Here is a 24576-nt window from a genome sequence, read left to right on the forward strand (position 1 = left end):
GGCTCCTCAGGCGAGGCCGGGCTCCGCGAGCTCGCTCTGGAGCTTCTTCCTCGCGCGGTGGATCCAGACCTTCACCGTGTTGAGCGGCACCCCGATCGAGGCCGCCACCTGTTCGTAGGTCAGGCCGCCCGCCCACAGCAGGAGCGCCTCCCGGTGGGAGCCGGGCAGGGTGGACATGGCCCGGCGCAGGTCGGTCAGCTCGGCGACGGTGTCCTCGAAGGGGTCGGTGACCACCGAGTCCTCCGCCAGCTCGTCGAAGATCCCGCCCGCCGGGGAGCGGCGCCGTATCACCGCCAGGGCGGCGTTGCGCGCGATGGCCAGGACCCACGCCCGGAAGGGGGCCTTGCCCTCGAAGGTGGCCAGCCCCTTCCAGGCCGCGAGCTGGGTGTCCTGCAGCGCGTCGAGCGCGTCCGCCCGGTTCTCGGTCAGGTGGTAGCAGACGCCGAAGGCCGGGCGCTGCGCCGTGGCCCACAGCGTGGCGAAGGCGTTCTCGTCACCCGCCCTCGCTGCGACGACGAGCAGGCTCTCGTCGTCAACGGCACCGCTCAGGGACCCACTCGTCATCGGTCGCCATCCTCCCGAGGTGGAAAATCAGCCAATGACATCACGCCGCACGTTTCGCCCGGTATGAGGTAGTCACCCATGATATTGGACCGTAACAATACAGAGTTCGACCCGGCCGGGGGAGAGGCAGACGACCTGGCTGAGCTGCACCGACTTCTTTTCGACACGGTGCCCGCACCGACCGAGGAGGAGAGCGCGGAGATGCTGGCGGAGACGTTCTCCGCGGACGACGCCGACCTCTCCCTGCTGCCCGACTCCGGTGTCTTCTCCGACGCCGGCGCGGACGCCGCAGCCGCCGACGAGCCCGGCCCGTTCGACGCGGACGGCCCCTTCGGCGCCGAGGACCACTGGGACGCCCTGGGCTCCGGCTCCGGCGACGCGGACGGCGCCGACCACGGTGAGGACTTCCACGCGCAGGACGACTCCTACGACGCCTGGGACCCGCTCTTCGGCGGTGACGTGTGACGGCCGTGGCGGCCGGGCCCGCGGAGCTGCTGCGCCGGCTGTGCGACGCCACCTCCGCCCGGCTCGCCGGGGCGGAGCTGCGCGAGCGGGTGGCGCGGATCCGCGCCGACCTCGACGCGCCGCTGCGGGTGGCGGTGGCCGGCGCGGTCAGCAGCGGGAAGTCCACCCTGGTGAACGCGCTGCTCGGGCTCCCGGTCGCCCCGGTGGACGCGGGCGAGTGCACCTTCGTGGTCACCCAGTACGAGTACGGCGCGGACGACGGCCGCATCACGATCGAGCTGACCGACGGCGGCGTGGCCCACTCCCGGCTGCTGCCCGGCCACCGGCTCCCGGACGACCTCGGCGTGGAGGTCTCCCGGATCCGGCGGCTGCGCGTCGCGCTGAACCTGCCGGCGCTCCGCACGGTCACCATCGTCGACACCCCCGGCATGAACACGGTGACGGCCGTCAACGAGCGGGCCGCCCGGAGCATGCTGTTCGGCTCGGGCGAGGAGGACGACCGCGCGCAGGCGATGATCTACGTTCTGCGCTACGTCCAGAAGTTCGACGACACCACCCTCGCCGAGTTCCGCGGCCTCACCGACGCGTGCGGCATGAGCTGCGTCAACACCCTGGCCGTGCTCGGCCAGATCGACCGGCGCGGCGACGAGGACGACCCCTGGCCGACGGCCCGGCGGCTGGCCGCCGGGGGCTACCAGGACCTGCGCACCTCGGTCTTCGACGTGGTCCCGGTGATCGGCCTGCTGGCCGAGACCGCGCGCGCCCACCCGCTGGCCGACGACGAGGTCGCCGCCCTGGTCCGCCTGGCCGCGATGGACGAGGACGACCTGGAGGACTACCTCCTGGACCTGGACGACTTCCGCACCGCGTCCGACCTTCCCGTCCCGGCGGAGGCACGGCGCCGCCTGGTCGAGCGGCTGCACCGCTACGGCATCCGCGCCGCGGTGGAGGCGCTGCGCCGGGGCGAGGCGTCCGACGCCGCCTCCCTCGCCGACCACCTGCTCCGCTGCTCGGGGTACGCCTCGGCGGGCCGGGCCGCGACCGGCTCGGTGGCCGCGGGCCTGGCGCACTTCGCCCGCCGCGCCGACCAGCTGAAGGCGCTGGACGCCGTGACCCGGCTCCGCAAGCTCGCCCGCTCCCCCGCCCTGGGATCGGACCGCGCCACCCTGGACGCGCTGGCGGCCCAGCTCGACGAGAACAGGCCGATCGCGACCGCCCTGGGCGGTCTGCGGATCTTCGCCGCGGCCGAGGCCCTCGGCCGCGGCACGCTGGTGCTGAACGAGGAGATGACCGCCGAGCTGCTGCGCCTGTCCCGCCACGACGACCCCGCCGAGCAGCTCGGCCTGGTCGCGGGGGCCACCCGGGAGGAGATCGCCGCCTCGGCCACCGCCGCCTCCACGCGCTGGCGCACGCTCGCCATGATGAACGAGGGCCGCACCGCCGGCCACCGGGCCAGGGACGTGCTGACCGTCCTGGAGGACATGGCCATCGCGGCCCTGGAGGCGCCCGCCGACCCGGCCGCCGGGAGCGGCGCGCCCCTTCCTCCGGTCCGGGTCGACCCCGCCGCGATCGAGACGCTGCGCACCGCCCCGATGGTCCCCGCCGGGGACAAGCGGGCGCTGGAGCTGCTGCTCGCCGGGACCGAGCTGGCGGCCCAGCTCGGCGCCCCGCCCGGGGCCCCGCGCGCCGAGATCGCCGGCTACGCCGCCGCCCTGAGCGCCCGGTTCCGCGTCCTGACCCACCGGCCGCTCTCGCTGCGGCAGCGGCGGGCGGCGGAGACCCTCTGCGACGCCTACGAGGCCATCTGGTCGCAGCACCACCAGGACGGTTCCCACCCCCGGTGACCGGTCGCCCGGCACCAGATCCCCGACAGGAGAGACGACGATGACCACCCCTGACCCCAACGGCCCGGTGGCCCGGCTGCTGCGCTACGCCAACGAGGTCCACTCGCTGGCCGGCCGGTGCGGCAGGGCGGACCTGGCGGAGGTGCTGGCCGCCGCGGCGGCCCGCTGGAAGGACGAGTGCACCGACATCGTGGTGGCCGGGGCGCAGAAGCGCGGCAAGAGCCGGCTGATCAACACCCTGGTGGGCCACCCCGACCTGGTCCCCGTCGACGCCGACGTGGCCACCAACTGCTTCCTGTCCCTGCGCCGCGGTCCCAAGCTCGCCGCCGTCGTCCACCGGAGCACCGAGGACGGCCCGGTGCGGACGCCGATCACCGTCGAGTCGATCCCCGACTACGCCTCGATGCGCGGCGACGCCGGCAAGCGCCGCGACGTCGTCAGCGTGGACATCACCCTCGACAACCCCCTCCTCGACGGCCTGCGCCTGCTCGACACCCCCGGGGTGGACAGTCTGACCGTGGGGCACCGGCAGGTGACCGTGGCCATGCTCCAGCGGGCCGACGCCCTGCTGTTCACGCTCAGCGCGCAGGACCAGCCGGTGCTCCGGCACGAGCTGGAGTTCCTGGCCGAGGCCGCCGAGCGGGTCCAGGCGATCGCGTTCGTGCTGACCAAGGTCGAGGACTCCGCCAACTGGCGGACCCTGATGGAGGAGAACCAGGCCCGCCTGAAGACCTTCGTCGCCGACGCCGTCGCGGAGAACCCGGCCCGGTCGACCACGCTGACCCCGCTGCTGTCGGCGCCGTGGATCCCGGTGAGCTCCAAGCTCGCCGAGGCCGCCGAGGCCAAGCGGCGGGAGGGGCGCCAGGAGCGCGCGGACGCGCTGCGCTCCCGCAGCGGAATGGACGCGCTGGAACGGCACCTGCGGGGGTTCGCCGACGGCCGGGAGTTCGCGCGCGGCGCCACCGTGGTCAACGCCGCGCTGTCGGTCCTGGGCTCGCTGGGCACCGGGGCCAAGGACGACGTCGCCGCGGGCTCCGACGACGAGAACGACGTGGCGGCCCGGCTGGCCCAGGTGGAGACGGGGCTGGAGGAGCTGACCGAGCTGGCCGCCCGCCGCCGGGCGGGCGCGGTGGCCAACACCTTCCTCGGGCGCGAGGTGGCGGGCATCGTCGCGGCGCGGGCGGCGGAGATCCGCCAGCCGTACGAGAACGCGATCGCCACGCTGAAGAAGCAGGACCAGATCGACCGGTACATGGCGGAGCTGCCGATGAGCGTGCAGCGCTCGCTGGAGGCCGCCTGGTCGCAGATCGTCTACGACGTGGAGGTGCTGGCGCGCACCACCCTGGACGCCTTCGCCCGCGATCTCGGCCTGGACCCGGTGGACCTGGCCGCCGACCGGCGGATGATGCCCAGCTTCTCGCAGGTCCAGGTCAAGGGCGACGTGGGGCCCGAGGCCCCGGAGCAGGTGGACATGGTCCGGGACGTGCTGCCCTCGGCCTCGATCGGCCTGTCCCTGGGCGGCTTCGCCGCGACGCTGCTCGGCCCGGTGGGCTTCATCCTGGTCGCCCCGGCGATCGGCGCGGCCATCTTCATGGGACGCCGCTCGATGGAGAAGGTGCAGCGCAACCAGGCGGCGCTGCGCACCGCGCTCCGCGACCAGTTCTCGCTGGTCTCCCGGGAGATGACGCTCGACCTGGAGCGGATGGTCGCCACCTGGCGGGTGAACGTGGAGCAGGCCGCGGACGAGAGCCTGATGCGGCGCCGCAAGGAGCTGGAGACCCGGCGCGCCGAGCTGAAGGCCGCCTCCGCGCGCTCGGCCGAGGAGCGCAGGAAGGCCCGGCAGTCCGGCCAGGACCGGATGACCTCGATCGACACCCTCACCGCCCGCGGCCTGGAGCTCCGCAAGGAGCTGGCCGCCGCGGTGGCCGCCCTGGGCCGCTGAGGCACGGCTCGCAGAACGGCCCGCGGCACGGCGGGCGGGGCTTTCGGCAGCAGGCCCGTGGACGGGCGGTCACGTCCCCGGGCCTGCTGCCGGAGCCCCTTTTCAGTTCATGCAGTCCTGCCCCTTGAGGACCAGGGCCATCTGGGAGACCTTCCGGCCCGACAGGAGGAAGTAGTAGTGGGCGTTCGGGTTCCTCGGGACGGCGGCGATCGGGAACCCGCTCCCCGCCGTCTCCAGATCGGGGTAGGCCCTGCGCAGCTGACGCCGGGTGGAGCCGATCCCGATCCCCCGTGAGGTCTTGACGCCCTCGCCGACGATGATGACGGCCACGCCGTGCCGCCTGGAGATGAGCACGTCCGGTCCGCCGCGGTGCCGCGGGCCCGTCCTGAACTCCCATTCCGAGCAGTTCGCCCAGTTGCCCGTGCGCACGAGCTTCCCGGTCGCGCGGGCCTGCTCGACGCTCATCCCCAGCTTCACGCCGCGGTGTCCGAACGCCCCCAGTTTCCTCTTCCCGTCCGCGGGCGCGGCCTCCGCCGCCGGTACGCCGCCGGTCAGGAGCATCCCCCCGGCCAGCGCCGCCACCAGCGCCGGACGGCTCAGCCGCCGGGCAGTCGCATGCTTCATCGTGATCCCCCGTGATTACGATCGGACGCTCCAGTCCCGTCCGCCGGAGCGGCACCTGAGCGGACTTTCACGTGTTCCTGTTTGCGCAGGTTAAGCAGGGGATGCCGGTGAAGGCGGGTTCTGGCCCGGCGTGTCGCCGCTGACCGCCCGGCGCGGTCCGTCAGAGCGGCAGGTGCACCAGGGTGGCGGGCTGGTCGCGGACGTTGCCGGCCGCGTCGTCGGGGTGGTGCAGGCACAGCAGGCCCGTGGGGATCCGGGCGACCGGCTCGAACGTCCCCGAGGTGCGGTGCACCTCCCGCGCGCCCCCGGGGGTGACGTGCAGCAGACGGCTCCGCCCCGCGTCCCGCATGGTCATCCACATGGAGTCGCCGTCGGCGACCATCCGCGGGCGCTCCCAGCGGTGGCGGGAGGTGAGGTGGCCCGACAGGGTCGCCGACTGCTTGCCCATCAGGAAGTCCACCGCGTGGGTCCGCTCGTTGAAGACCCCGACCGACCAGCCCCGGGCAGGGCTCACCTGGTCGGCGCTGATCGCGTAGATGTGGTTGCCCGCCGGGAACCAGCGCAGCGCGCCGGCCCGCGGGCGCGGCATGACCAGCGTGGTCCGGCCGTCGGCGGTGTCGGCCTCCAGCCCCGCCGAGCTGGCCGTGAACCACCGCCCCTTGTGCAGGACCACCTGGTGCAGCCAGCTGCGCCCGGGCTCGCGCACGGTCGGGCGCACGACGCCGCCGGGATCGATCAGGCAGAGCACCTGCCACGGCCGGAAGCCCTCGTGGCGGTTGCCGAACAGCGGCTTGTTGCTGCCGAACTGGCCGAGCACCACGGTGCAGCCGGGCGCGCCCACCGAGGGCGCGGGCTCGGTGCCGCTGGGTCCATCCTGGTCGACCAGGCGCCGCATCCGGTTGTCCTCGTTGACGAACCACTGGGCGTAGGGGCCGAGGTCGCGCGGGACGGGCTCGGGGAAGAACCCGCCGCCCAGGTTGAGCTCCATCATCGCCAGATGGCCGGTCTCCCCCCAGGGCAGGCCCATCGTGCCGTCCACCGCGATGACCTGCCGGGGCTGGTAGAAGACCCACGCGACGGGACCGTGGGCCAGGACCGTGGGGTTGCCCCACATCTGCAGCGGGTGCGTGGTCCGCACGGTCAGCTCCGGGGTGAGCGTGCGGACCAGCACCTGCGCCGGTCCCACCTGCTCCACCGCGGCGACGCCCTCGCCCGTGGCGGCCCACTCCACCAGCCTGCCGAAGGGGATCTCCCGGTCGTGGCGCCCGCCCAGGCCGTCCAGCCTGCGCAGGAAGTGGCCGCTGGGGAACGCCTGGTGGACGAAGATCCGGCCGCCCTCGGCGCGGGCCTCCAGGACCCCGTCCATGATCTTCTCGATCCCCGGGACCGCGGGGCCGTCCGCTCCGGCGACCCTGGCCGGGCCCACGGCGTGGCCGGTCGACGGGAGGGGGTGGCCCCCGGTCTGCCTGCCCGCGGGGAGCTGGTGGCCCCCGGTGTGCCCGGCGGCCGGGAGGGGGTGGCCTCCGGTGTGCCCGGGCAAGGAGTGGCCCCCGGTGGAGCGGCTGGGGTCGACCTTGAGCTTCCAGGCGAGCTGGGCGGCGCCGTACGCGACGACGATCTTCGGGTCGTCGTAGGTCCGCACCAGATCGCCGTGGCGCTCGCGCACCACCTGCTGGACCAGCGGCATCCGGCTGGCGCCCCCGGTCATGAACACCGCGCCGAGCTCGTCGGCGCCGATCCCGGCGCCGCGGATGGTCTCGTCCAGGATGTCGACCGTCTTGACGATCTCATCCCCGATGAGCCTCTCCAGGTCCACCCTGGTGATGTGCACGTCCTCGTTGATGCCGACCACGTAGTGGGAGGAGGTGTCGAACTTCGACAGGGCCTCCTTGGCCTCCCGGGCCATCTTGAACAGGTCGGCGGCGTAGCTCGCGTAGCGGCGCTCGGGGTTGGTCGTCACCTGCGTCCACCACTCGGCGTCGAAGCGCTCGATCTGCTCCCCGAGGAAGGCGAACACCCGCTCGTCGAAGCCCTCGCCGCCGATCTCGTCGCTGCCGCCCGGCTCGCCGACGACCTTGAAGTCGCTGCCGTCCACGGTGAGCACGGCGGCGTCGAAGGTGCCGCCGCCGAGGTCGTAGACGGCCAGGTGCGAGCCGGCGGCCACCCGCCCGGCGGAGGCGAAGTAGCGGGCCGAGGCCACGGGCTCGTCGATGAGGACGATCCGCACGCCGCGCACGACCTTCCTGGCGGCGGCCACCAGCACCGCCTTGCGCTCCTCGCTCCAGGCGACCGGGTGGGTCAGCGCGATGCAGTCGGGCGTCGCCCCGTCGAAGCGCCGCCGCCCCTCGCTCACGAACAGCTCCAGCAGCGCCGCCATGGCGTCCACGACGTCCACCGGGACCCCGCCGAGCAGCATCTTGCCGCGGCCGACATACCGTTTGGGGTTGCGCTCGACGCGCTCGGGATTGATCGCGATCCCCCGCTGAGCGATCCGCCCCGCCACGAGGTTTCCGCGCTCGTCGAGCATGACCGCGGAGGGGATGCGCCTCTCCCCCTCCACCTCCAGGATGTCGAAGCGCCCCTCGGCGGCTATCACCCCGGCGGAGAAACTCGTCCCGAGGTCGACACCGAGGCACCACTGCGCCATTTCTCACTCCTCGTCGATGCGAAACCGATCATCCCGCATCCACCGGCCGGTCCCTTCGCGGGGGGCGGGGACCCGGGGAACGGTCCAGGGTGCGCGAAAGGAGCGTCGGAGTGGATCCGGAACAGCAACCATCTTCCTACGACCCACCGAGAGCTCAGGATGTTTCCGCTTTTGGCTGCTTTTTTCAGCTTCTTGCGGTTCCCCCGTCGGGGCGGGAGGCCAGGGCCGCCAGGACCCGGGCGAACTCCGGCGGCGGGGCCACCACCAGCCGGGTCTGTCCCTCCTGGCTGACCAGGTCGGCCCTGATCAGGGTCAGCCGGCCGCCGTGCCACCAGTAGACGTGCGGGCTGAGCGGGTCGTCGCCCCGCTCGAACTCCCGCAGGGCCAGCAGCCGCAGCCGCTCGATCGCGCGGACGACGCCGATCCCCTCGATCGGGTGCACGATCAGGGTCGCCGGGTCGGGCAGCACGACCAGCACGCCGTCGGCGGGGACGGGCAGGTAGTCGTCCAGGCGGCGCAGGTGGGCGGTGGCGCAGGCGGTGGGCCCGGTCAGCCGCCGCACCGGCACGCCGCCGAGGTCCTCCTCGATGACCATGAGCCGCTCGTCCAGGCGGGCGTTGTCCAGGGCCAGCTCCAGCGCCTGGGCGGCGGTGACCGGCCAGCAGCGGACCTCCTCCGGGCGGACCGGGCGCCCGGAGGCGCCGTACCCGACCGTCAGGACCTCGACCAGGTCGGCGGTGATGTGGCGGCCGACCACCCGGGCCGAGGCCAGATCGTCGTCGGACTGGATGCGGGTCCGCAGCAGCGGGCGGACCTGGGACAGGTCGCAGGCGTCCAGCGGTTCGTCCAGCGTGGCCAGGGTGTGCGCCAGGTGCTCGGAGACGAGCATCGGCCAGTCCTCACGGGAGCGGCGGCCCGCCTCGGCGCGCAGGCCCGACAGCCGTACCGTGACCTCGCGCGGGCCGGACAGGGTGAGCGTGCCGCCGTCGGGGGCGAAGGAGCAGGTGTAGCCGAGGGACTCGGCGACCAGTCCCAGCAGGGAGTCGAGGTCGACGTCCTCGATCCGACGCGGGGGCGTCTCGGCCCTCCGGTCGCGACGCCGCCGGAACAGCCTCACGCGTGCATCCCCTCTGCCGGTTTCCTTCCACCCGTACCTTCTAGCGTGCCCCCTCCCGATTGCGGATCGAACAGGTCAGAGAGCACGATTCAGCATCAATAACACCAAGAGCCCCCATGGGCAGCGTGAACTGGGGCGTTCCGTGCCCCACGGGCAATCCGCCGATCACCGGCACCCCGAGCGGTGCGAGCCGCTCCTCCAGCACCGGGTAGGGGTCGCCGCAGTCCACCCACGAGCCCAGCGCGAACCCCGCCGCCCCGTCCAGCGCGCCCGCCTGGAACAGCTGGGTGAGCATGCGGTCGATCCGGTAGGGCGCCTCGCAGACGTCCTCCAGCAGCACGATCCGCCCCCGGGCGTCCATCTGGTACGGCGTGCCGCACAGCGCCGCCAGCAGCGACAGGTTCCCCCCGGTGACCGGAGCCTCCGCGGCGCCCCCGGCGATCACCCGGTCGCCGGTGACGGCCGGGGCCCCGCCGAACAGGGACGCGGTGAAGTGCGCGAAGGTGAGGGGCTCGGGCCCGTCCGGGTCGCTGATCGTGGCGCAGGCCGGCATGGGCCCGAACCAGGACACGACGCCGAGCTCGGCGGCGAACGCCAGGTGCAGGGCGGTGACGTCGCTGGACCCGGCCAGGATCTTCGGCCCGGCCGCCCGCATGGCGTCCCAGTCGAGCAGGTCCAGGATCCGGGTCGCGCCGTAGCCGCCCCGCGCGCACAGCACGGCCGCCACCGCGGGGTCGCACCAGGCGTCCTGCAGGTCGGCCGCCCGCCCGGCGTCGGATCCGGCCAGGTAGCGGTCGCGTTCCAGCACGTGCGCGCCCGTGACGACCTTCAGGCCGAGGTCCCGCAGCACCCCGACGCCGCGCTTCAGCCGCACGGGATCGGGCGGCCCGCAGGGGGCGACCACCGCGACGGTGTCCCCGGGGCTCAGGGCGGGCGGCACGATCGCCGCCCCGGGAGACGCGGCGGGCGGGACGGGCGGGGCGGTCGCGCCGGCGGAGCGCGGGGCGGCGGACCGGGCGGCCTCCGCATCCGTCCTGAGCTCAATGGGCGTGGCCGGTTCGTTCACCCGGGAAACGGTGCCACACTGGGGGTCAGATATGCGACCTCCGACCCACATCCTCGTGGTCAACGGCATCAAGGTCCGCAGGCCGGTCTTCGTGCTCGCCGCCCCGCACTCCGGCGCGGACCTGCTTGCCCGCGCCCTCAAACGGTCTCCCGGCTTCCACGTCACCATGGGGCGTGCCGCGGTGGCCCATGTCGTCTACGCCTTCGCCCGCCGCCCCTCCATCACCCGGCGCGGCCTGGGCGCCACCCGCGTGCTCCGCGACGCCATGGCCGAGGCCTGGCAGATCCTGCCGGGCGTGTGCCGGGAGTGCCCGGCCGCCTGCCGCGAGGCGGGCGGTGTGACGGGAGCCGGCCCGTGCGCCGTCGCCGGGACCGTGGCCCGCTTCGGCGACGCCAGCCCGGACCTGCTCTACAGCGCCCCGGTGCTGCTGCAGGCCTTCCCCGACGCCCGTTTCGTCCAGCTGATCCGGGACGGCCGCGACGTGGCCGCCGACATGCTGACCGACCCGGCGGCGCTGTCCTGGTTCAAGCCGGCCATGCTCACCGACGAGACGGAGTTCCCCAACCCCTTCCTCGGGGTCAACTCCGGCCGGCACGCCGACCGCTGGAAGGCGATGCCCACGGCCGGCAAGTGCGCGCTGCGCTGGCGCGGGGCGGTCCGGCTGTCGGCCTCCCTCCGCCAGGAGTTCCCCCGCGAGCAGCTGCTGACCCTGCGCTACGAGGACATGGTCGCCTCCCCCGGCGAGGCGGTGGACCAGCTCTCCCACTTCCTGGAGACGCGCGTGTCCAAGGTCGCCCTGTACGGCGGGAACGCCCCGAAGGTCGGCGTCTGGCAGAACCGGCTCCGCCCCGAGGACGCCAAGCTGGTGGAGAAGGTCGCCCGCGAGGAGCTCAACCGCCTGGGCTACCAGTAGGGCTCCGGAGACGGGACGCCCGCCGGCCCCGACGGGCCCGGGGCGAGGAGCTCGCCCGCCCGGACGGCCGGGGGCGCCGCCGGGCCCGGGCCGTCCGTCAGTGCTCCCGGCTGAACTGGGTCCGGTAGAGCTCGGCGTAGACCGCGCCCTTGGCCAGCAGCTCCTCGTGGCGGCCGCGCTCGACGATCCGGCCGTCGGAGACCACCAGGATCTGGTCGGCCTCGCGGATGGTGGACAGCCGGTGCGCGATGACCAGCGACGTCCGCCCGGCCAGCGCGGTCTTCAGCGCGCGCTGCACCGCGGCCTCCGACTCCGAGTCCAGGTGGGCGGTGGCCTCGTCGAGCACCACCACCCGGGGAGCCTTGAGCAGCAGCCTGGCCAGGGCCAGCCGCTGCTTCTCACCGCCGGACAGCCGGTAGCCCCGGTCGCCCACCACCGTCTCCAGGCCTTCCGGCAGGGACTCGACCAGCTCGGCGATCTGCGCGGCGCGCAGGGCCTCCCAGATCTCCTCCTCGCCGGCGTCCGGCCGGGCGTAGCGCAGGTTGGCCCCGATGGTGTCGTGGAACAGGTGGGCGTCCTGCATGACGACGCCCACGGTCTCGCGGAGCGAGGCGAGGGTGGCGTCGCGAACGTCCAGGCCGTTGATCCGGACCGCGCCGTCGTTGACGTCGTACAGCCTCGACACCAGCGAGGTGATGGTCGTCTTGCCCGCGCCCGAGGGACCGACCAGCGCCACCAGTTCGCCGGGGCGGGCGGTGAAGCCCACCCCGCGCAGCACCTCGTGGCTCTGCCCGGTGTCGGGCCTGGCCACCGACTCCAGCGAGGCCAGCGACACCTCCGAGGCGGCCGGGTAGCGGAAGACCACGTCGTCGAACTCCACCGTGGCGGGCCCCCCGGGGACGGGCTCCGCCCCGGGCTTCTCGGCGACCATCGGCTTCAGGTCCAGGACCTCGAAGACGCGGTCGAAGCTGACCAGCGCGGTCATCACGTCCACGTGCACGTTGGACAGGCTCGTCAGCGGGCCGTACAGGCGCATCAGGAGCGCGGCGAGGGCGACCAGGGTGCCGACCTCGAACGCGCCGTTCACGGCCAGCACGCCGCCCGCGCCGTAGACCAGGGCGGTGGCGAGCGCGGCCACCAGCCCCAGGGCGACCCGGAAGACCGTCCCGTACATGCCGACGGTGACGCCGACGTCGCGGACCCGCCCGGCCCGGCCGCCGAAGACGGCCGCCTCCTCGTCGGGGCGGCCGTACAGCTTGGTGACCATGGCGCCGGCGACGTTGAAGCGCTCGGTCATCATCGAGCTCATCTCCGCGTCGAGCTCCATCTGCTCGCGGGTGAGCCCGGACATCTTCCGCCCGACCCACTTGGCCGGGAAGATGAAGATCGGCAGCAGCACCAGGGCGACCGCCGTGATCTGCCAGGACAGCGCGATCATCGCGCCGAGCACGAGCACCAGCATGACCACGTTGGAGACGACCGAGGACAGCGTGCTGGTCAAGGCCCGCTGGGCGCCGATCACGTCGGTGTTCAGCCGGGAGACCAGGGCGCCGGTCTGGGTCCGCATGAAGAACGCCACCGGCATGCGCTGCACGTGGTCGAAGACCTCGGTGCGCAGGTTGTAGATCAGGCCCTCGCCGACGCGGGCGGAGAACCAGCGCTGGGCCAGGCCGAGCCCGGCGTCCACGACCGCGAGCGCGGCGATGGCCAGCGCGAGCCAGGCGACCAGGGCGGCGTCCTTGCCGGCGATGCCGTCGTCGATGATCGCCTTCATCAGCAGCGGGTTGGCGATCACGATGACCGAGCCGAGCACCACCAGCGCGAGGAAGGCGGCGATCTGCCGGGAGAACGGCCGCGCGTACCGCGCGATCCGCTTCACCGTTCCCGGCGCGAGCCGCTCCTTCGTCACGGAACTGTCACGCCGCAGCGAGCGCATCGCCTGGGGGCCGAAGCCCCCTCCCATCATCGCCATTCGGTCTCCTCCCCCGGTGAGAGCACCGGGAGAGGCTACGCGATTCCCCCGTCAGCTCCGGGCGAACAGAGCCCGGATCCGGCCCATCTGTTCCTGGCGCTCAGCCGCGCACTGCTCTTCCAGTGTGCGCCCCGGGGCGCCCTGGAGCAGCCGCTTGGTCGCCGTCGCGGCGTCCCGGTTCGTCGACAGCAACGCCGCCGAGAGATCCCGTACGGCCTGCTCCAGCTCCCCGGGGGCGACCACCAGCGCCGCCAGGCCGAGCCCGGCGGCCTCCTCGGCCCCCACCACCCGCGCGGTCAGGCAGATCTCGACGGCGCGGGACACGCCGACGAGATCGACCAGCGGCTTGGTCCCGGTCAGGTCGGGGACCAGCCCGAGCGCGGGCTCCTTCATGCACAGCTTGGCGTCGTCCGCCAGGACGCGCAGGTCACAGGCGAGCGCCAGCTGGAAGCCGGCGCCCACGGCGTGTCCCTGAACGGCCGCGATCGAGACGATGTCCGGCCGCCGCAACCACAGGAACCCCTGCTGCGCCTGCGCGATCCGTCCCTCGAACGCCGTGGCGTCGAGGGTCGCGGTGCTCGCGAAGGAGCCCTGACCGGGCACTCCCTCAGGAGTGAACATCCGCAGGTCGATGCCCGCCGAGAAGGACGGCCCCTCACCTCGGACCACGACGATTCTCACCTGCTGCGGCAGGTTCTCACCGATCTGAGCCAGCGCCGACCAGGTCGCGAACGTCTGTGCGTTCCGCTTCTCCGGCCGGTCCAGCGTGATCGTCGCGATCTCACCGTCCACCTCGTAGCGCAGACCGGCCTCCTCGTAGAAGACCTTCTCCGCACTCCCCCCAGGTGCTGCTTCCGACATCGCCCGTCCTCCCATGTGCGCCGTCCGTCGCACCCGAGCCTATCGACTCTCCAGAATGAGGTTCTACAGGCTCGGGCGGACGGCCGGCGTGGACGAGCGGCTGCGGTCGCGCGTTCCGAGGCGGGGTCAGCGCTTGGACTTGCCTCGGGTGGCGCCGCCGCGCCCGCGCAGAGTCACGCCGGACTCGCTCAGGATGCGGTGGATGAACCCGTACGAGCGGCCGGTCGAAGCGGCCAGGGCGCGGATGCTCTCGCCCGAGCTGTAGCGCTTCTTGAGATCGGCGGCCAGTTTTTCACGGTCGGCCCCGGTCACCCGGGTGCCCTTCTTCAGAGTCTCGGCCACGAGTACCTCCTGTAGTGCCAGACTTCCGCAGCGTTACTCCGCCATGATCAGTCATTTCTGCGGGATCGGCTACCTACTCCTAGGGAAAAGATCCGTACCCGCTCAAATTAAGATCAGGCAAGTGCCACAAGATCGGAAAATTCGTCGCTCCACGCGTCTTCGACTCCGTCCGGTAGCAAGATCACCCTATCGGGCTGCAGAGCGTCGACAGCACCCTCATCGTGCGTAACAAGAACAATCGCCCCGGAATAGGACCTTAGGGCGGAAAGCACCTGCTCCCGGCTGGCCGGATCGAGGTTGTTCGTGGGCTCGTCGAGGAGCAGCACGTTGGCCGACGAGAGCACCAGCGTGGCCAGCGCCAGACGCGTCTTCTCCCCGCCGGAGAGCACGCCCGCGGGCTTGTCCACGTCGTCCCCGGTGAACAGGAACGACCCCAGCACCTTGCGCAGCTCGACGTCGGGGAGCTCGCTCCCGGCCGAGCGCATGTTCTCCAGCACGGTGCGCCCGGGATCGATGGTCTCGTGCTCCTGGGCGTAGTAGCCCGCCTTGAACCCGTGGCCGGGCCTGACCTCGCCCGTGTCGGGCTTCTCGATGCCGGCCAGGATGCGCAGCAGGGTGGTCTTGCCCGCGCCGTTCAAGCCCAGGATGACCACCCGCGACCCCCGGTCCACCGCGGCGTTGACGTCGGTGAAGACCTCCAGCGAGCCGTACGACTTCGACAGCTCGGTCGCCGTGAGCGGGGTGCGCCCGCACGGGGCGGGCTGCGGGAAGCGGAGCTTGGCGACCCGGTCGCCCTGCCGCTCCACCTCCAGGCCGGACAGCAGGCGCTCGGCCCGGCGCTGCATGTCCTGCGCCGCCTTGGCCTTGGTGGCCTTGGCCCGCATCTTGTCGGCCTGCGCCATCAGCGCCGAGGCCTGCTTCTCGGCGTTGGCGCGCTCGCGCTTGCGACGCTTCTCGTCGGTCTCCCGCTGCGCCAGATACGCCTTCCATCCGACGTTGTAGATATCGATCACCGCGCGGTTGGCGTCCAGGTGCAGAACCCTGTTTACCGTCGCTTCAAGGAGGCCGACGTCGTGGCTGATGATGATCAAGCCACCTTGATGTGATCGCAAAAAATCACGAAGCCAGATGATCGAGTCCGCGTCGAGGTGGTTTGTGGGCTCGTCGAGCAGGAGAGTCTCGGCTCCGCTGAAGAGGATCCGGGCCAGCTCCACGCGCCGGCGCTGGCCTCCGGAGAGGGTCTCCAGCGGCTGCGTCAGCACCCGGTCCGGCAGCCCGAGGCTGGAGGCGATCGAGGCGGCCTCCGACTCGGCGGCGTATCCGCCGAGCACGTGCAGGCGGTCCTCCAGCCGGCCGTAGGCGCGCACCGCGCGGTCCCTGGTGCGCTCGTCCGCCGAGGACATGCCCAGCTCGGCCCGGCGCAGCTCGCGCAGCACCTCGTCCAGCCCGCGCGCGGACAGGATGCGGTCGCGGGCGATCACCTGCAGGTCACCGGTGCGCGGGTCCTGCGGCAGGTAGCCCACCGAACCCGTGGTGGTGACCGCGCCCGCGGCGGGGAGGCCCTCGCCCGCCAGCACCTTGGTCAGCGTGGTCTTGCCCGCGCCGTTGCGCCCGACGAGACCGATCTTGTCGCCGGGGTTCACCCGGAACGAGGCGCCCTCGATGAGCAGGCGCGCCCCGGCGCGCAGTTCGATGTCAGAAGCAATGATCATGTTTGGGGAACACTCCCGAGGTGGGGATACACAGGCTCACTACGTCGCTGTGGCCGAACCCGCCGCGCCCTGTGTCTCCCGGCTCTCGGCTCGGCCGTTCCCGCCTCACCGCGGACGGCGCATCAGGCTTTCAGTCGGGAGTGCGCATACGATCAGTGTACGGCGCGCGCACGCCTGCCCTTCCCGCGACGGCGAGGACTTCCCCGGCCAGCCGGGGCTTCCCGGTCAGGCGGGGTCGACGACCTTGATCCGCACCGCGCGGAACTGCGCGGGCGTGCCGGTGAGCACCGCGAGCCGGGGGTCGGGGACGGTCAGGAAGGGACCGGTCTCCAGCGCGAAGATCGGGGCGAGCCGGCGGTCGGGCCGCAGCGCGTCCACCGCGCGCCGGTCGCCGCCCAGGACCACCGCCTCCAGCTCGGCCACGCGCGGCCCGAGGACCCGCAGAGCCACCTCGGCCGCCGCGTCGTGCGCCTGGCTCGCCTGCTTCTCCCTGCGCCGGGCGAAGCGCTGCTGCGACCAGCCCCCCGCGGCGCTGCGGCCGTGCACGAGCCGCGACCCGACCTTGGAGGCGACGAGCCTCTCCCCCTGGAACACCCCGGCCGCGTAGCCGCCGAGCCGGACCAGCAGCACGCCGACCCGGCGCTCCCTGCGCGCGTGGGTGGTCAGGCGGGCCAGCGGCCCCCCGCCCTCCGCCGTCAGCGGCGGGAAGGGCACCGCGCACTCGGCCACCGCCCCGTCCGCGCCCTCGATCCGCACGACCTCGTCGGCGGCGGTCACCTCGATCGGGCCGTGCCGCCCGGCGAACCCGTCGATCCAGCGGCCGAGCCGCTCCGGCCCCACCGAGACCCAGCGTCCTCCCCCCGCGGCAGGTCGTGACGTCATGTCCCGGACCCTACCCGCTCCCGGACGCCCGGCCCGCACGGCGGTCCCGGCCCGCACGACAGTCCCGGCCCGCACGCGGGCACGGGCCGTACCCCGCCTTCCCTACCGAACATGGAGAGAAGAGTCGATGAACATCGATGAACGGCACTTATGTGATGGAAGAGAGTGGTTCATCCTTTCCCCGTGTCGACTAACACGCAGCTCCTCCCGCCGACGACCGCGACGGCCACCGCAGCGGCCCCGCCGGTCTCCGTCGCGGGCATCACGCCGATCGTCGACCTCGACACCGGGGGCGTCATCGCGCTCCAGGCGATCGGCGGCGATCTGGGATACGGCGGCTCAGGCCACGGAGACGTCGTCGCCCTCGCCAGACTCGTCCTCGACATCTCCCGGAATGAGGCCCTGCTCCCCCTCCCCCTGGTCCTCACCCTGCCCACGGCCGCGGTCGTCAGCGGCTCCGCCGCGCTGGCGCCGCTCCACGAGGCCCTGCGCGTGTCCGGGAGACGTCCCCGCGAAGTCATCCTCATGCTCAAGGGCGGCTTCTCCGAGGTCGACCGTCGCGCCCTGATCATGGGCGTGGAGGGACTGCGCGCCGTCGGCTACCTGATCGCGGTGGGAGAGGTGGGCACCGCGCACGTCCCGCTGGACCTGCTCACCGACGTCTCGCCGTACCTGACGGTGCTCTCCCCCGAGCTCATCGCGCGGGTGCCCCGCGACCAGCGCCGCGCCGCGCTGGGCGAGTCCCTGGCGGCCCTCGCCAGGAACGTGGGCGCCCACGTGCTCGCCCCCGGGGTGACGACGGAGGTCCAGCTGGCGACCGTGCGCGGCTGGGGGGTCCGGCTGGCGCAGGGGCCCCTGCTGGTCCCCGGCCCGTCGGGGCGGGTCCACGTGCCGCTCCCGGTCGTCGAGCCGGAACCCGTCCAGCTCCTGCTGGGCCCCCGCGTCCAGGAGTTCCTGCTCCCCGCCGTGACGCTCCCCGAGGAGGCCACCGCCGAGGAGATCGTGGAGATATTCAGCAGCGAGCCGTCCATCACCAGCGTGATCCTGGTGGACGAGTACCAGCGCCCGAAGGGCAGCCTGGACCGCAGCCGCTTCCTGCTCTCCATCGCCAGCCGCTTCGGCCACGCGCTGCACGGCAAGAAGCCCGCGATCCGCCTGGCCGACTCCGTCCGCGCGGTCCCGAAGACCACTCCCGCCATCGCCGCCATGCAGGTCGCCGGGCGCGACACCGAGCGCGTCTACGACGACCTGGTGGTCACCGACGAGGTCGGCCGCTGCATGGGCATCGTCCGCGTCTCCGACCTGATCCGCCAGGTGGCCGCGATGCAGCACTGAGGACGGCGGCGGGGATCCGGCGCCCGGAGATCCCGCGGCGCACCGCCTCGACGGCGAGCCCGTCTTCGGCGGGGATGAGATTTCCGACTGCCGACGCCTTTACAATGTAGATTTTTACGAGAGCGCCTCGGCCCAGCGCGCGGTGTCGGTGATCTGGACGAGCTTGACCACCAGGCCGTCGCGCAGGTGCAGATCGTGCGCGAAGGCGGCCTCGTGGGGACGGCCGGTCTCGCGGGCGGCCCCGCGATAGTGACCGAGGACGACGACGCGGTCCGGCCCGATCCACAGCTCCTCCTCGGGCCGCGGGCAGGTGTCGAGCTTCCGGAAGACCACGCCCCAGCAGTCCCGGAAAATCGCCTCGACGCCCTGGTGCGTGCCGCCGACGCCCAGCGGCATGCCCGCGCTCACCACCCCGACGAAGTCCGGATGGAGGGCGGCCGCGATCTCCTCCGGATCACTGGCGGCGAAACCCTTGTAGAGCCGCTCGACGGCGTTCATGACTCCTCCGGCTCTCCGGGCCATTTTTAGAGAATGCTCTCTAGAACTATGCCTCCAGAACGGCCCTGGCCGCAAGGATCGCCATCCGCTCGGCCGACCCGGGCGGCCTGCGGCCCGCGAGCAGGTGCCTCCTGACCGCCGCGTACGGGATGTCCACCAGCGCGAAGACCATCCGCTCCGGCCCGTCCGGCACGTCCGCCCCGAAATACCGCCGGACCAGGTCGGCCAGCGCCTCCCGGACCTCCTCGTTCAGCCCCCTCAGGTCGTCGGCCAGCTCGGCGGGCCAGGAGTCGAGCAGGTCCTCCCGCCGGTGCAGCAGCAACAACCGCGCCTCGGCCGGGCGCCCGGCGGGCCAGCGGATCACGTGCGCGACCGCCGCCTCCACCGCGGCGCGCGGGTCGGCCCGCCGTACGGCCTCCAGATAGCCCTCCTGGAAGCGGCGGACCGCGCGGATCCACAGGTGCGCCACCAGAAGGTCGCGCGAGGCGTAACGGTGGTAGATCGACCCGCTGGGCGCCCCCAGCCGGGCCGCGATCGCCGAGACCGTCACCGCCGCCTGCCCGCCCTCCGCGGCGAGCTCCGCCGCGGCGTCGAGGATCTGGTCGTTGCCGAACTTCGCTGGTCGTCCCACCCGAGGCACGGTAGCGCCTGATCCCGCGCCGGGCGCGGGGGAACGGTCCGGGAAACCGCCCGGGAAACCGCCCGCGACGACGGTCCGGACGATCCGCGGAGACGTTTCGGAGCACGACCTGCGGAGACGTCCAGGGAAAGGACCCGAGGAGACGGCACGGCACGACGTCGCACCCCCGGCGCGCCGATCGGCGCCCCGCCGGCCCAGGCCGTATGCTACAACTTAGGTATGCCTAATTAATTAGGCATACCTAAGTTGATCTCATGGGAGTGGCGATGGCAGAGGGCAGGCGCCCGCGGAAGGTGACCCGGGGCGAGGTGCTCCGCACGGAACGGCTCACCCCGCACATGATCAGAGTGGTGCTCGGCGGCGAGGGACTCCGCGACTTCACCGCGGGCGAGTTCACCGACCACTACGTGAAGCTGCTGTTCCCCCCGGCGGGGGTGACCTACCCGCGGCCGTTCGACCTGGAGGCGATCCAGCGCGACCTGCCGCGCGAGCAGTGGCCCACCACCCGCACCTACACGGTCCGCGCCTGGGACCCCGAGGCGGTCGAGCTGACGCTCGACTTCGTCCACCACGGCGACAGCGGTCTCGCCGGCCCGTGGGCCGCGCGGGTCCAGCCGGGCGAGGAGATCTTCTTCTTCGGCCCCGGCGGCGCCTACGCCCCCTCCCCCGAGGCCGACTGGCACCTGCTGGCCGGCGACGAGAGCGCCCTGCCCGCCATCGCCGCGTCCCTGGAGCGCCTGCCCTCCGGCGCCCCGGCCCACGTGTTCGTCGAGGTCGCCGGCCCCGAGGAGGAGCAGCCTCTCGGCTCCTCCGGCGACGTGAAGCTCGTCTGGCTGCACCGCGGCGACGCGCCGATCGGCGAGGCCCTGGTCGCCGCCGTCCGCGAGCTCGACTTCCCCGGGGGGACCCCGCACGTCTTCGTCCACGGCGAGGCGAACTTCGTCAAGGCCCTCCGCCGCCACCTGCGCGCCGAGCGCGACATCCCGCTCTCGCAGATGTCCATCTCCGGCTACTGGCGTCTGGGGCGCGACGAGGACGGCTGGCAGTCCACCAAGCGCGAGTGGAACCAGCAGGTCGAGGACGAAGAGGCCGCCATCCTCTCCCCCTGATGGGGGGCGCCACGACGGTCACCGGTCGAGTCGCCCGTGCAGCGCGCGGGCCGCGCGGACGTAGCCGCTCGTCGCCCTGTGCGCGGCGATCCGCGCGACCTCCGGGATCGGGCCGCGCGCGTCCGCCCGGCGGGCGGCCTCGGCGGCGAAGGCGAGCGCCCGGGTGTGGGCGGAGTGCGCCCGCTCCCCCGGCCCCGGCAGGTAGACGGGGAGCAGGCCGGTCATGATCTCCCAGACCTCCCGGTGCGCCCCCTTCCTCGCGCACTCCTCCAGCGACGACAGCGCGTCGTTCAGCTTGGCCGACGTCCTGCGCAGCACCAGGCCGAGCTGGCGGCCGCACTCCGCGGCGGGCAGGCACCCGGCGGCGGCCGCCCGCAGAAACAGCTCCTGGCCTCGCTCGGCCGACCGGTGCCAGCCACGATCGGCCAGCAGGTAGGCGACCGGCAGCGCCAGCCCCTCACCCACCGGTCCGTCCTGGTGGAACAGCCCGGCGACGTATCGGTGGAAGTAACCGGGCCGGTTCCAGCCGTCGAGCAGGTGCGGCAGCAGGTGCATGGCCACCGCCTCCCGGTCGGAGGGCAGCAGCAGCCACCAGGAGTCCATGTGGACGCCGTATTCGTCCCGCCGGTAGGGGGGCGGGTCGGCCAGCAGCACGTCGAGCAGGGGCTGCCCGGCCGGTTCCAGCCGGATGCGGGGGTGCAGCCGGGGGTGGTGCTCGCCCGGCTGCAGGTCATGGGTGTATTCGAGGTCGCCGTGGGACCAGTCCACGCGCGTCACCGGCTCCGGCCGCTCCTTCAGCCATCGCGCCAGCATGACGCCCGCCTCGGAGACCAGCCGCCCCCCGCGCTCCACGATCTCCGGATCGACCTCCCGGGGCAGGCGCAGCAGCGCCTGCTGCAGGTCGGCGGGCAGGGCCGTCGCGCCCGCCCGCTCGTAGCCCTCCAGCCGGGCGACCAGCTCGGCGGGGTCGATGTGGCCGGAGGTCAGGGTCGGCGTGGCCAGCAGGTACGGCGGGAGCGTCCCGGCCTTCAGCGCGGCGTGGACCTCGGCGCAGCGCAGCAGCATGGCCCGGTGCGGCGGCGAGACGGAGTCCGGGCCGGGCAGCCGGTCACGTGGTTCCTCCGGTTCCTCCGGTTCCTCCTCCGGACGCCTCCAGCTCCCCGACGACATCATGGAGATGCCGAGGATCTCCCCTTCGATCGGGAGCCCCTCCTCGAAATGCTCAAGGTTGCCCAGGGGGATGCCCTGCTCTGCGAGAGCGGCGGCGATGTTCTCGCGCGTCTCGGCGGGCAGCCGGCCGAAATCGGTCTCCACGTCGGTCTCCACCCCATCCTCGGCGATGCGCACGCTGAGAACATGATGGGCGTAGGCGGGGGCGCGCTCGGGCTCGGGGACGGGCGGCTCGGCGCCGGGGTCGGCGGCCTCCCGCAGCAGCGCCTCGGCCCACTGCTCGGGCCGGGTCCAGTGGCGGTGGCCGTAGAGCTCGGTCTGCCCCGGCAGCGGTTCCCCGGCCGTCCTCGCTTCCGGTGAGCGCACGAAGCCGTCGAGCCAGCGCTCGAACTCGACGCCGTCGTGGACCCGGGTGTACGTGCCGGTCAGGTCGCCGAGCGCCGGGAGGAACGGCCTGCGGGCGGGCGCCTCGAACGACGGAAGCGGGACCGGCCGGAAGTCGTCGGTCTCCTCGGCCGGCGAGCAGTCCACCTCGCCGTACGCCGCGGACAGCCGTTCCGCCAGGTCCGGGGGAAGGGTGCTCGCCGCCTCGCGCACGGCCTCGGCCCCGACCGGGGAGAAGCGCCCGGCGTGCCGGACGGCCAGCCGTACCGCACGCTCCCGGACCTCGTACGACTCGCTCAGGAACGCCGAGGCCAGCGCGGGCGCCAGGTGGTCGAGGCCGCCGCCGGCGTCCCGGGCCGCCCGGTCGAGCAGGGTCAGCCCGGCGCGGACCAGCTTGCCCTCGGCGCGGAACAGCAGCGCCTCCACCGCCTCGCCGATCAGCCCACCGGTCTCCCCGTCCAGGGCACCGGCGCGGCGCAGCTCCCGCAGCGCCAGCTCGGCCACCGGTCCCGGCGCGGCGGGCAGCAGCCGCAGGTGGTCGCGGGCGCGTTCCGGGCTCGGGGCGGGGTCGAGCAGGTCGTACAGACGTACGAAGAACCGCAGGTCGGCGGCGTCCCCGCCGAGCAGGAAGCGCCGGACGCAGCCGTCGACCAGCAGGTCGCGGTCGAGGCGGCCCGCGTCGGCCAGGTCGCGCAGCGAGCGCAGCCAGGAGTGCCGCTCCCGGTCCCATTCGGGCGCCTCGACCCGGTCCTCGCGCAGCGCCCGGCCCACGCCCTGGGCCTCGAAGATCCGCGGGAGCAGATGCCCGGTCAGCGGGTCGTTCTCCAGGTCGGCCGGCGTGGACACCCAGGCGACCACGAGCGGGTCGTGGTCGGGCGGGACGGCTCCGGTACGGCGCAGCATCTCCAGCGCCAGCTCCGCGCTGTCGTCCCTGGCCCGCCCCCGGGTGGCGCGCAACCGCAGAGCGAGACGGACGGCCAGGTCGGCCTGCCACTCCGGAGGACGGGCGGCGATCACTCCGAGCAGCGGATCGTGATCGCCGTTCCACCGCCAGCGGGTGAAGTCGCGCCGGTAGAGCCAGGTGACGACGGCGGCCGCCGTACTGAGCGTGCCCGCCCCGGCGACCCGCATGGGCTCGATCCAGTCGTCCCGCTCGGCCCAGTCGACCCCGTGTCCGTGTCCAGGCCGGAAGCGGCCCCAGGTCCACCACGACTCATGCGCCTCGCCGCTGGAACGGCCCCGGGCCGTCTCGGCCCGGACGAACTCCTCCCGGGCCCGTTCCTCGGCCGCCTCGGCCACGGCCTCGCGGCGGGCGTGGCGCTCGTGGGCGGCGTCCCTGGCGGCGGCGATGTGGCCGCGCAGCGCGCGGGCCGCCTCCCTGCGCCCCGCCTCGTCGAGCCGGAGCACCTCGGCCGCCACCCGGGAGGCGTCACCCGTGCCGACGGCCTCCCGTACGGTCTCCCAGGCGCTCAAGCGGCCGCCCTCGCCGCGATCGGTTTCGTGCACCGCAGTCGTCATGCGGCACACGCTAGAGATCACCTCCGACAGAACCCGCCCGGGAGACGGCGGACCCCGCGTCCCCCGCCCGACGGGTTCCCCCGCAACGGCGTCGGAGGCAGGCCGCCGGGAAGGGCGTCAGAGACGGCAGGCGTAGATGGCGGTGACCAGGATGGCCTTGGCGCCGATCTCCCAGAGCTGGTCCATGACCTGCTGGTGGCCCTTGCGCGGCACCATGGCCCGGACCGCGACCCAGCCCTCCCGGTGCAGCGGGGAGACCGTGGGGCCCTCCATGCCCGGGGTGAGCGCGATGGCCTCCTCGATCCGCTCGGCCCGGATGTCGTAGTCCATCATCACGTAGTCGCGGGCCACCAGCACACCCTGCAGGCGGCGGATGAGCTGCCTGACCCCCTGGTCCTCCTCGGTGTCCACCCGCTTGATCAGCACGGCCTCGGAGCGCGCGATCGGCTCGCCGAACACCTCCAGGCCCATGTTGCGCAGGGTGGTCCCGGTCTCCACGACGTCGGCGACCGCGTCGGCCACGCCCAGCCGGACGGCGGTCTCGACCGCCCCGTCCAGTTTGATCACCCGGGCCTCGACTTCCTGCTCGGCGAGGTAGCCCTCCAGCAGCCCGGCGTAGGCGGTGGCGATCCGCCGGCCCTTCAGGTCGGCCACGGAGCGGAACCCGTCCGGGGGCGCGGCGAAGCGGAAGGTGGAGCGGCCGAAGCCGAGCGGCAGGATCTCCTCGACCCGGGCGCCGGAGTCGTGGAGCATGTCGCGGCCGGTGATCCCGGCGTCCAGGGTGCCCTCGCCGACGTAGACGGCGATGTCCTTGGGGCGCAGGAAGAACAGCTCGCAGGAGTTCTCGGGGTCGACGACCACGAGCTCCTTGCTGTCCCGGCGCGGGCGGTATCCGGCTTCCTTGAGGATCGTCTGGGCGCCCTCGGACAGGGCTCCCTTGTTGGGGACGGCGAGACGCAGCATGGCGGGAG

The 24576-nt window shown here is 73.2% G+C and carries 20 protein-coding genes; 6 read left to right on the top strand and 14 right to left on the bottom strand.

The genetic code is table 11. The features are described from left to right. Window positions 1-6: 6 nt before the first annotated feature. Window positions 7-564: an RNA polymerase sigma factor gene (locus tag Plo01_RS17135; RefSeq protein ID WP_203891577.1), complete on the bottom strand. Its 558-nt coding sequence runs from the start codon at window positions 562-564 to the stop codon at window positions 7-9. A 168-nt stretch (window positions 565-732) separates the two neighbouring features. Here Plo01_RS17135 and Plo01_RS17140 point away from each other — a divergent pair, with 168 nt between their 5' ends. The 3 genes from Plo01_RS17140 to Plo01_RS40995 are packed head-to-tail and all read left to right on the top strand — an operon-like array spanning window position 733 to window position 4815. Further along, window positions 733-1029, top strand: a complete 297-nt coding sequence (locus Plo01_RS17140) for a hypothetical protein (RefSeq protein ID WP_203891578.1) — start codon at window positions 733-735, stop codon at window positions 1027-1029. After that, a complete protein-coding gene (locus Plo01_RS17145; RefSeq protein ID WP_203891579.1) occupies window positions 1026-2873 on the top strand; it encodes a dynamin family protein in 1848 nt (615 codons plus the stop codon). The genes Plo01_RS17140 and Plo01_RS17145 overlap by 4 nt, the downstream gene beginning before the upstream one ends. Before the next feature lie 40 nt (window positions 2874-2913). Continuing rightward, the gene (locus Plo01_RS40995; RefSeq protein WP_203891580.1) at window positions 2914-4815 is read left to right on the top strand and encodes a dynamin family protein; all 1902 of its coding nucleotides are present in this window, start codon (window positions 2914-2916) and stop codon (window positions 4813-4815) included. A gap of 102 nt (window positions 4816-4917) precedes the next feature. On the opposite strand, the gene Plo01_RS17155 is transcribed toward Plo01_RS40995, so the two are convergent. The 4 genes from Plo01_RS17155 to Plo01_RS17170 all read right to left on the bottom strand — a co-directional run bounded on the left by Plo01_RS17155 (window position 4918) and on the right by Plo01_RS17170 (window position 10269). After that, the gene (locus Plo01_RS17155; protein WP_203891581.1) at window positions 4918-5439 is read right to left on the bottom strand and encodes a hypothetical protein; all 522 of its coding nucleotides are present in this window, start codon (window positions 5437-5439) and stop codon (window positions 4918-4920) included. Window positions 5440-5599: 160 nt separating this feature from the next. Beyond that, on the bottom strand, window positions 5600-8086 hold the full coding sequence (locus Plo01_RS17160) for an Hsp70 family protein (RefSeq protein ID WP_203891582.1): 2487 nt from the start codon (window positions 8084-8086) through the stop codon (window positions 5600-5602). Between the two features lie 184 nt (window positions 8087-8270). Beyond that, complete coding sequence (locus tag Plo01_RS17165) at window positions 8271-9203, bottom strand: hypothetical protein (RefSeq protein WP_203891583.1); 933 nt, start codon at window positions 9201-9203, stop codon at window positions 8271-8273. Window positions 9204-9243: 40 nt separating this feature from the next. Continuing rightward, window positions 9244-10269: a S66 peptidase family protein gene (locus Plo01_RS17170; protein ID WP_239316500.1), complete on the bottom strand. Its 1026-nt coding sequence runs from the start codon at window positions 10267-10269 to the stop codon at window positions 9244-9246. 31 nt (window positions 10270-10300) lie between these two features. Between Plo01_RS17170 and Plo01_RS17175 the strand changes: the two genes are divergently transcribed. Continuing rightward, window positions 10301-11182 (top strand): sulfotransferase family protein, encoded by an 882-nt coding sequence (locus tag Plo01_RS17175; RefSeq protein WP_203891584.1) that lies wholly within the window; start codon window positions 10301-10303, stop codon window positions 11180-11182. A 97-nt stretch (window positions 11183-11279) separates the two neighbouring features. Here Plo01_RS17175 and Plo01_RS17180 read toward each other — a convergent pair whose 3' ends face one another. The 5 genes from Plo01_RS17180 to Plo01_RS17200 all read right to left on the bottom strand — a co-directional run bounded on the left by Plo01_RS17180 (window position 11280) and on the right by Plo01_RS17200 (window position 16951). Next, window positions 11280-13154, bottom strand: a complete 1875-nt coding sequence (locus Plo01_RS17180) for an ABC transporter ATP-binding protein (protein ID WP_203891585.1) — start codon at window positions 13152-13154, stop codon at window positions 11280-11282. A gap of 51 nt (window positions 13155-13205) precedes the next feature. Continuing rightward, a complete protein-coding gene (locus Plo01_RS17185) occupies window positions 13206-14015 on the bottom strand; it encodes an enoyl-CoA hydratase/isomerase family protein (RefSeq protein WP_203891586.1) in 810 nt (269 codons plus the stop codon). Window positions 14016-14141: 126 nt separating this feature from the next. Beyond that, complete coding sequence (locus Plo01_RS17190; RefSeq protein ID WP_068924102.1) at window positions 14142-14357, bottom strand: helix-turn-helix domain-containing protein; 216 nt, start codon at window positions 14355-14357, stop codon at window positions 14142-14144. Between the two features lie 113 nt (window positions 14358-14470). Next, entirely contained in the window at window positions 14471-16069 is a 1599-nt protein-coding gene (locus Plo01_RS17195; protein ID WP_203891587.1) for an ABC-F family ATP-binding cassette domain-containing protein, read from the bottom strand. 225 nt (window positions 16070-16294) lie between these two features. Continuing rightward, window positions 16295-16951 (bottom strand): acVLRF1 family peptidyl-tRNA hydrolase, encoded by a 657-nt coding sequence (locus Plo01_RS17200; RefSeq protein ID WP_203891588.1) that lies wholly within the window; start codon window positions 16949-16951, stop codon window positions 16295-16297. 183 nt (window positions 16952-17134) lie between these two features. Here Plo01_RS17200 and Plo01_RS17205 point away from each other — a divergent pair, with 183 nt between their 5' ends. Further along, the gene (locus tag Plo01_RS17205; protein ID WP_239316502.1) at window positions 17135-18286 is read left to right on the top strand and encodes an EAL domain-containing protein; all 1152 of its coding nucleotides are present in this window, start codon (window positions 17135-17137) and stop codon (window positions 18284-18286) included. 114 nt (window positions 18287-18400) lie between these two features. Here Plo01_RS17205 and Plo01_RS17210 read toward each other — a convergent pair whose 3' ends face one another. Together Plo01_RS17210 and Plo01_RS17215 are read right to left on the bottom strand one after the other, a co-directional pair. Beyond that, a complete protein-coding gene (locus Plo01_RS17210) occupies window positions 18401-18784 on the bottom strand; it encodes a nuclear transport factor 2 family protein (protein WP_203891589.1) in 384 nt (127 codons plus the stop codon). Between the two features lie 46 nt (window positions 18785-18830). Further along, entirely contained in the window at window positions 18831-19415 is a 585-nt protein-coding gene (locus Plo01_RS17215) for a TetR/AcrR family transcriptional regulator (RefSeq protein ID WP_203891590.1), read from the bottom strand. Between the two features lie 275 nt (window positions 19416-19690). On the opposite strand from Plo01_RS17215, the gene Plo01_RS17220 reads away from it, so the two are divergent. Then, window positions 19691-20533: a siderophore-interacting protein gene (locus Plo01_RS17220; protein ID WP_203891591.1), complete on the top strand. Its 843-nt coding sequence runs from the start codon at window positions 19691-19693 to the stop codon at window positions 20531-20533. Between the two features lie 18 nt (window positions 20534-20551). Here the strand turns inward: Plo01_RS17220 and Plo01_RS17225 are convergent, their stop codons facing one another. Together Plo01_RS17225 and hisG are read right to left on the bottom strand one after the other, a co-directional pair. Next, window positions 20552-23605, bottom strand: a complete 3054-nt coding sequence (locus Plo01_RS17225) for a DUF7824 domain-containing protein (protein WP_203891592.1) — start codon at window positions 23603-23605, stop codon at window positions 20552-20554. A 117-nt stretch (window positions 23606-23722) separates the two neighbouring features. Continuing rightward, the gene (hisG, locus tag Plo01_RS17230) at window positions 23723-24568 is read right to left on the bottom strand and encodes an ATP phosphoribosyltransferase (protein WP_203891593.1); all 846 of its coding nucleotides are present in this window, start codon (window positions 24566-24568) and stop codon (window positions 23723-23725) included. Between the last annotated feature and the right edge of the window lie 8 nt (window positions 24569-24576).

It is taken from the genome of Planobispora longispora (assembly GCF_016863135.1).
Classification (GTDB): domain Bacteria; phylum Actinomycetota; class Actinomycetes; order Streptosporangiales; family Streptosporangiaceae; genus Planobispora; species Planobispora longispora.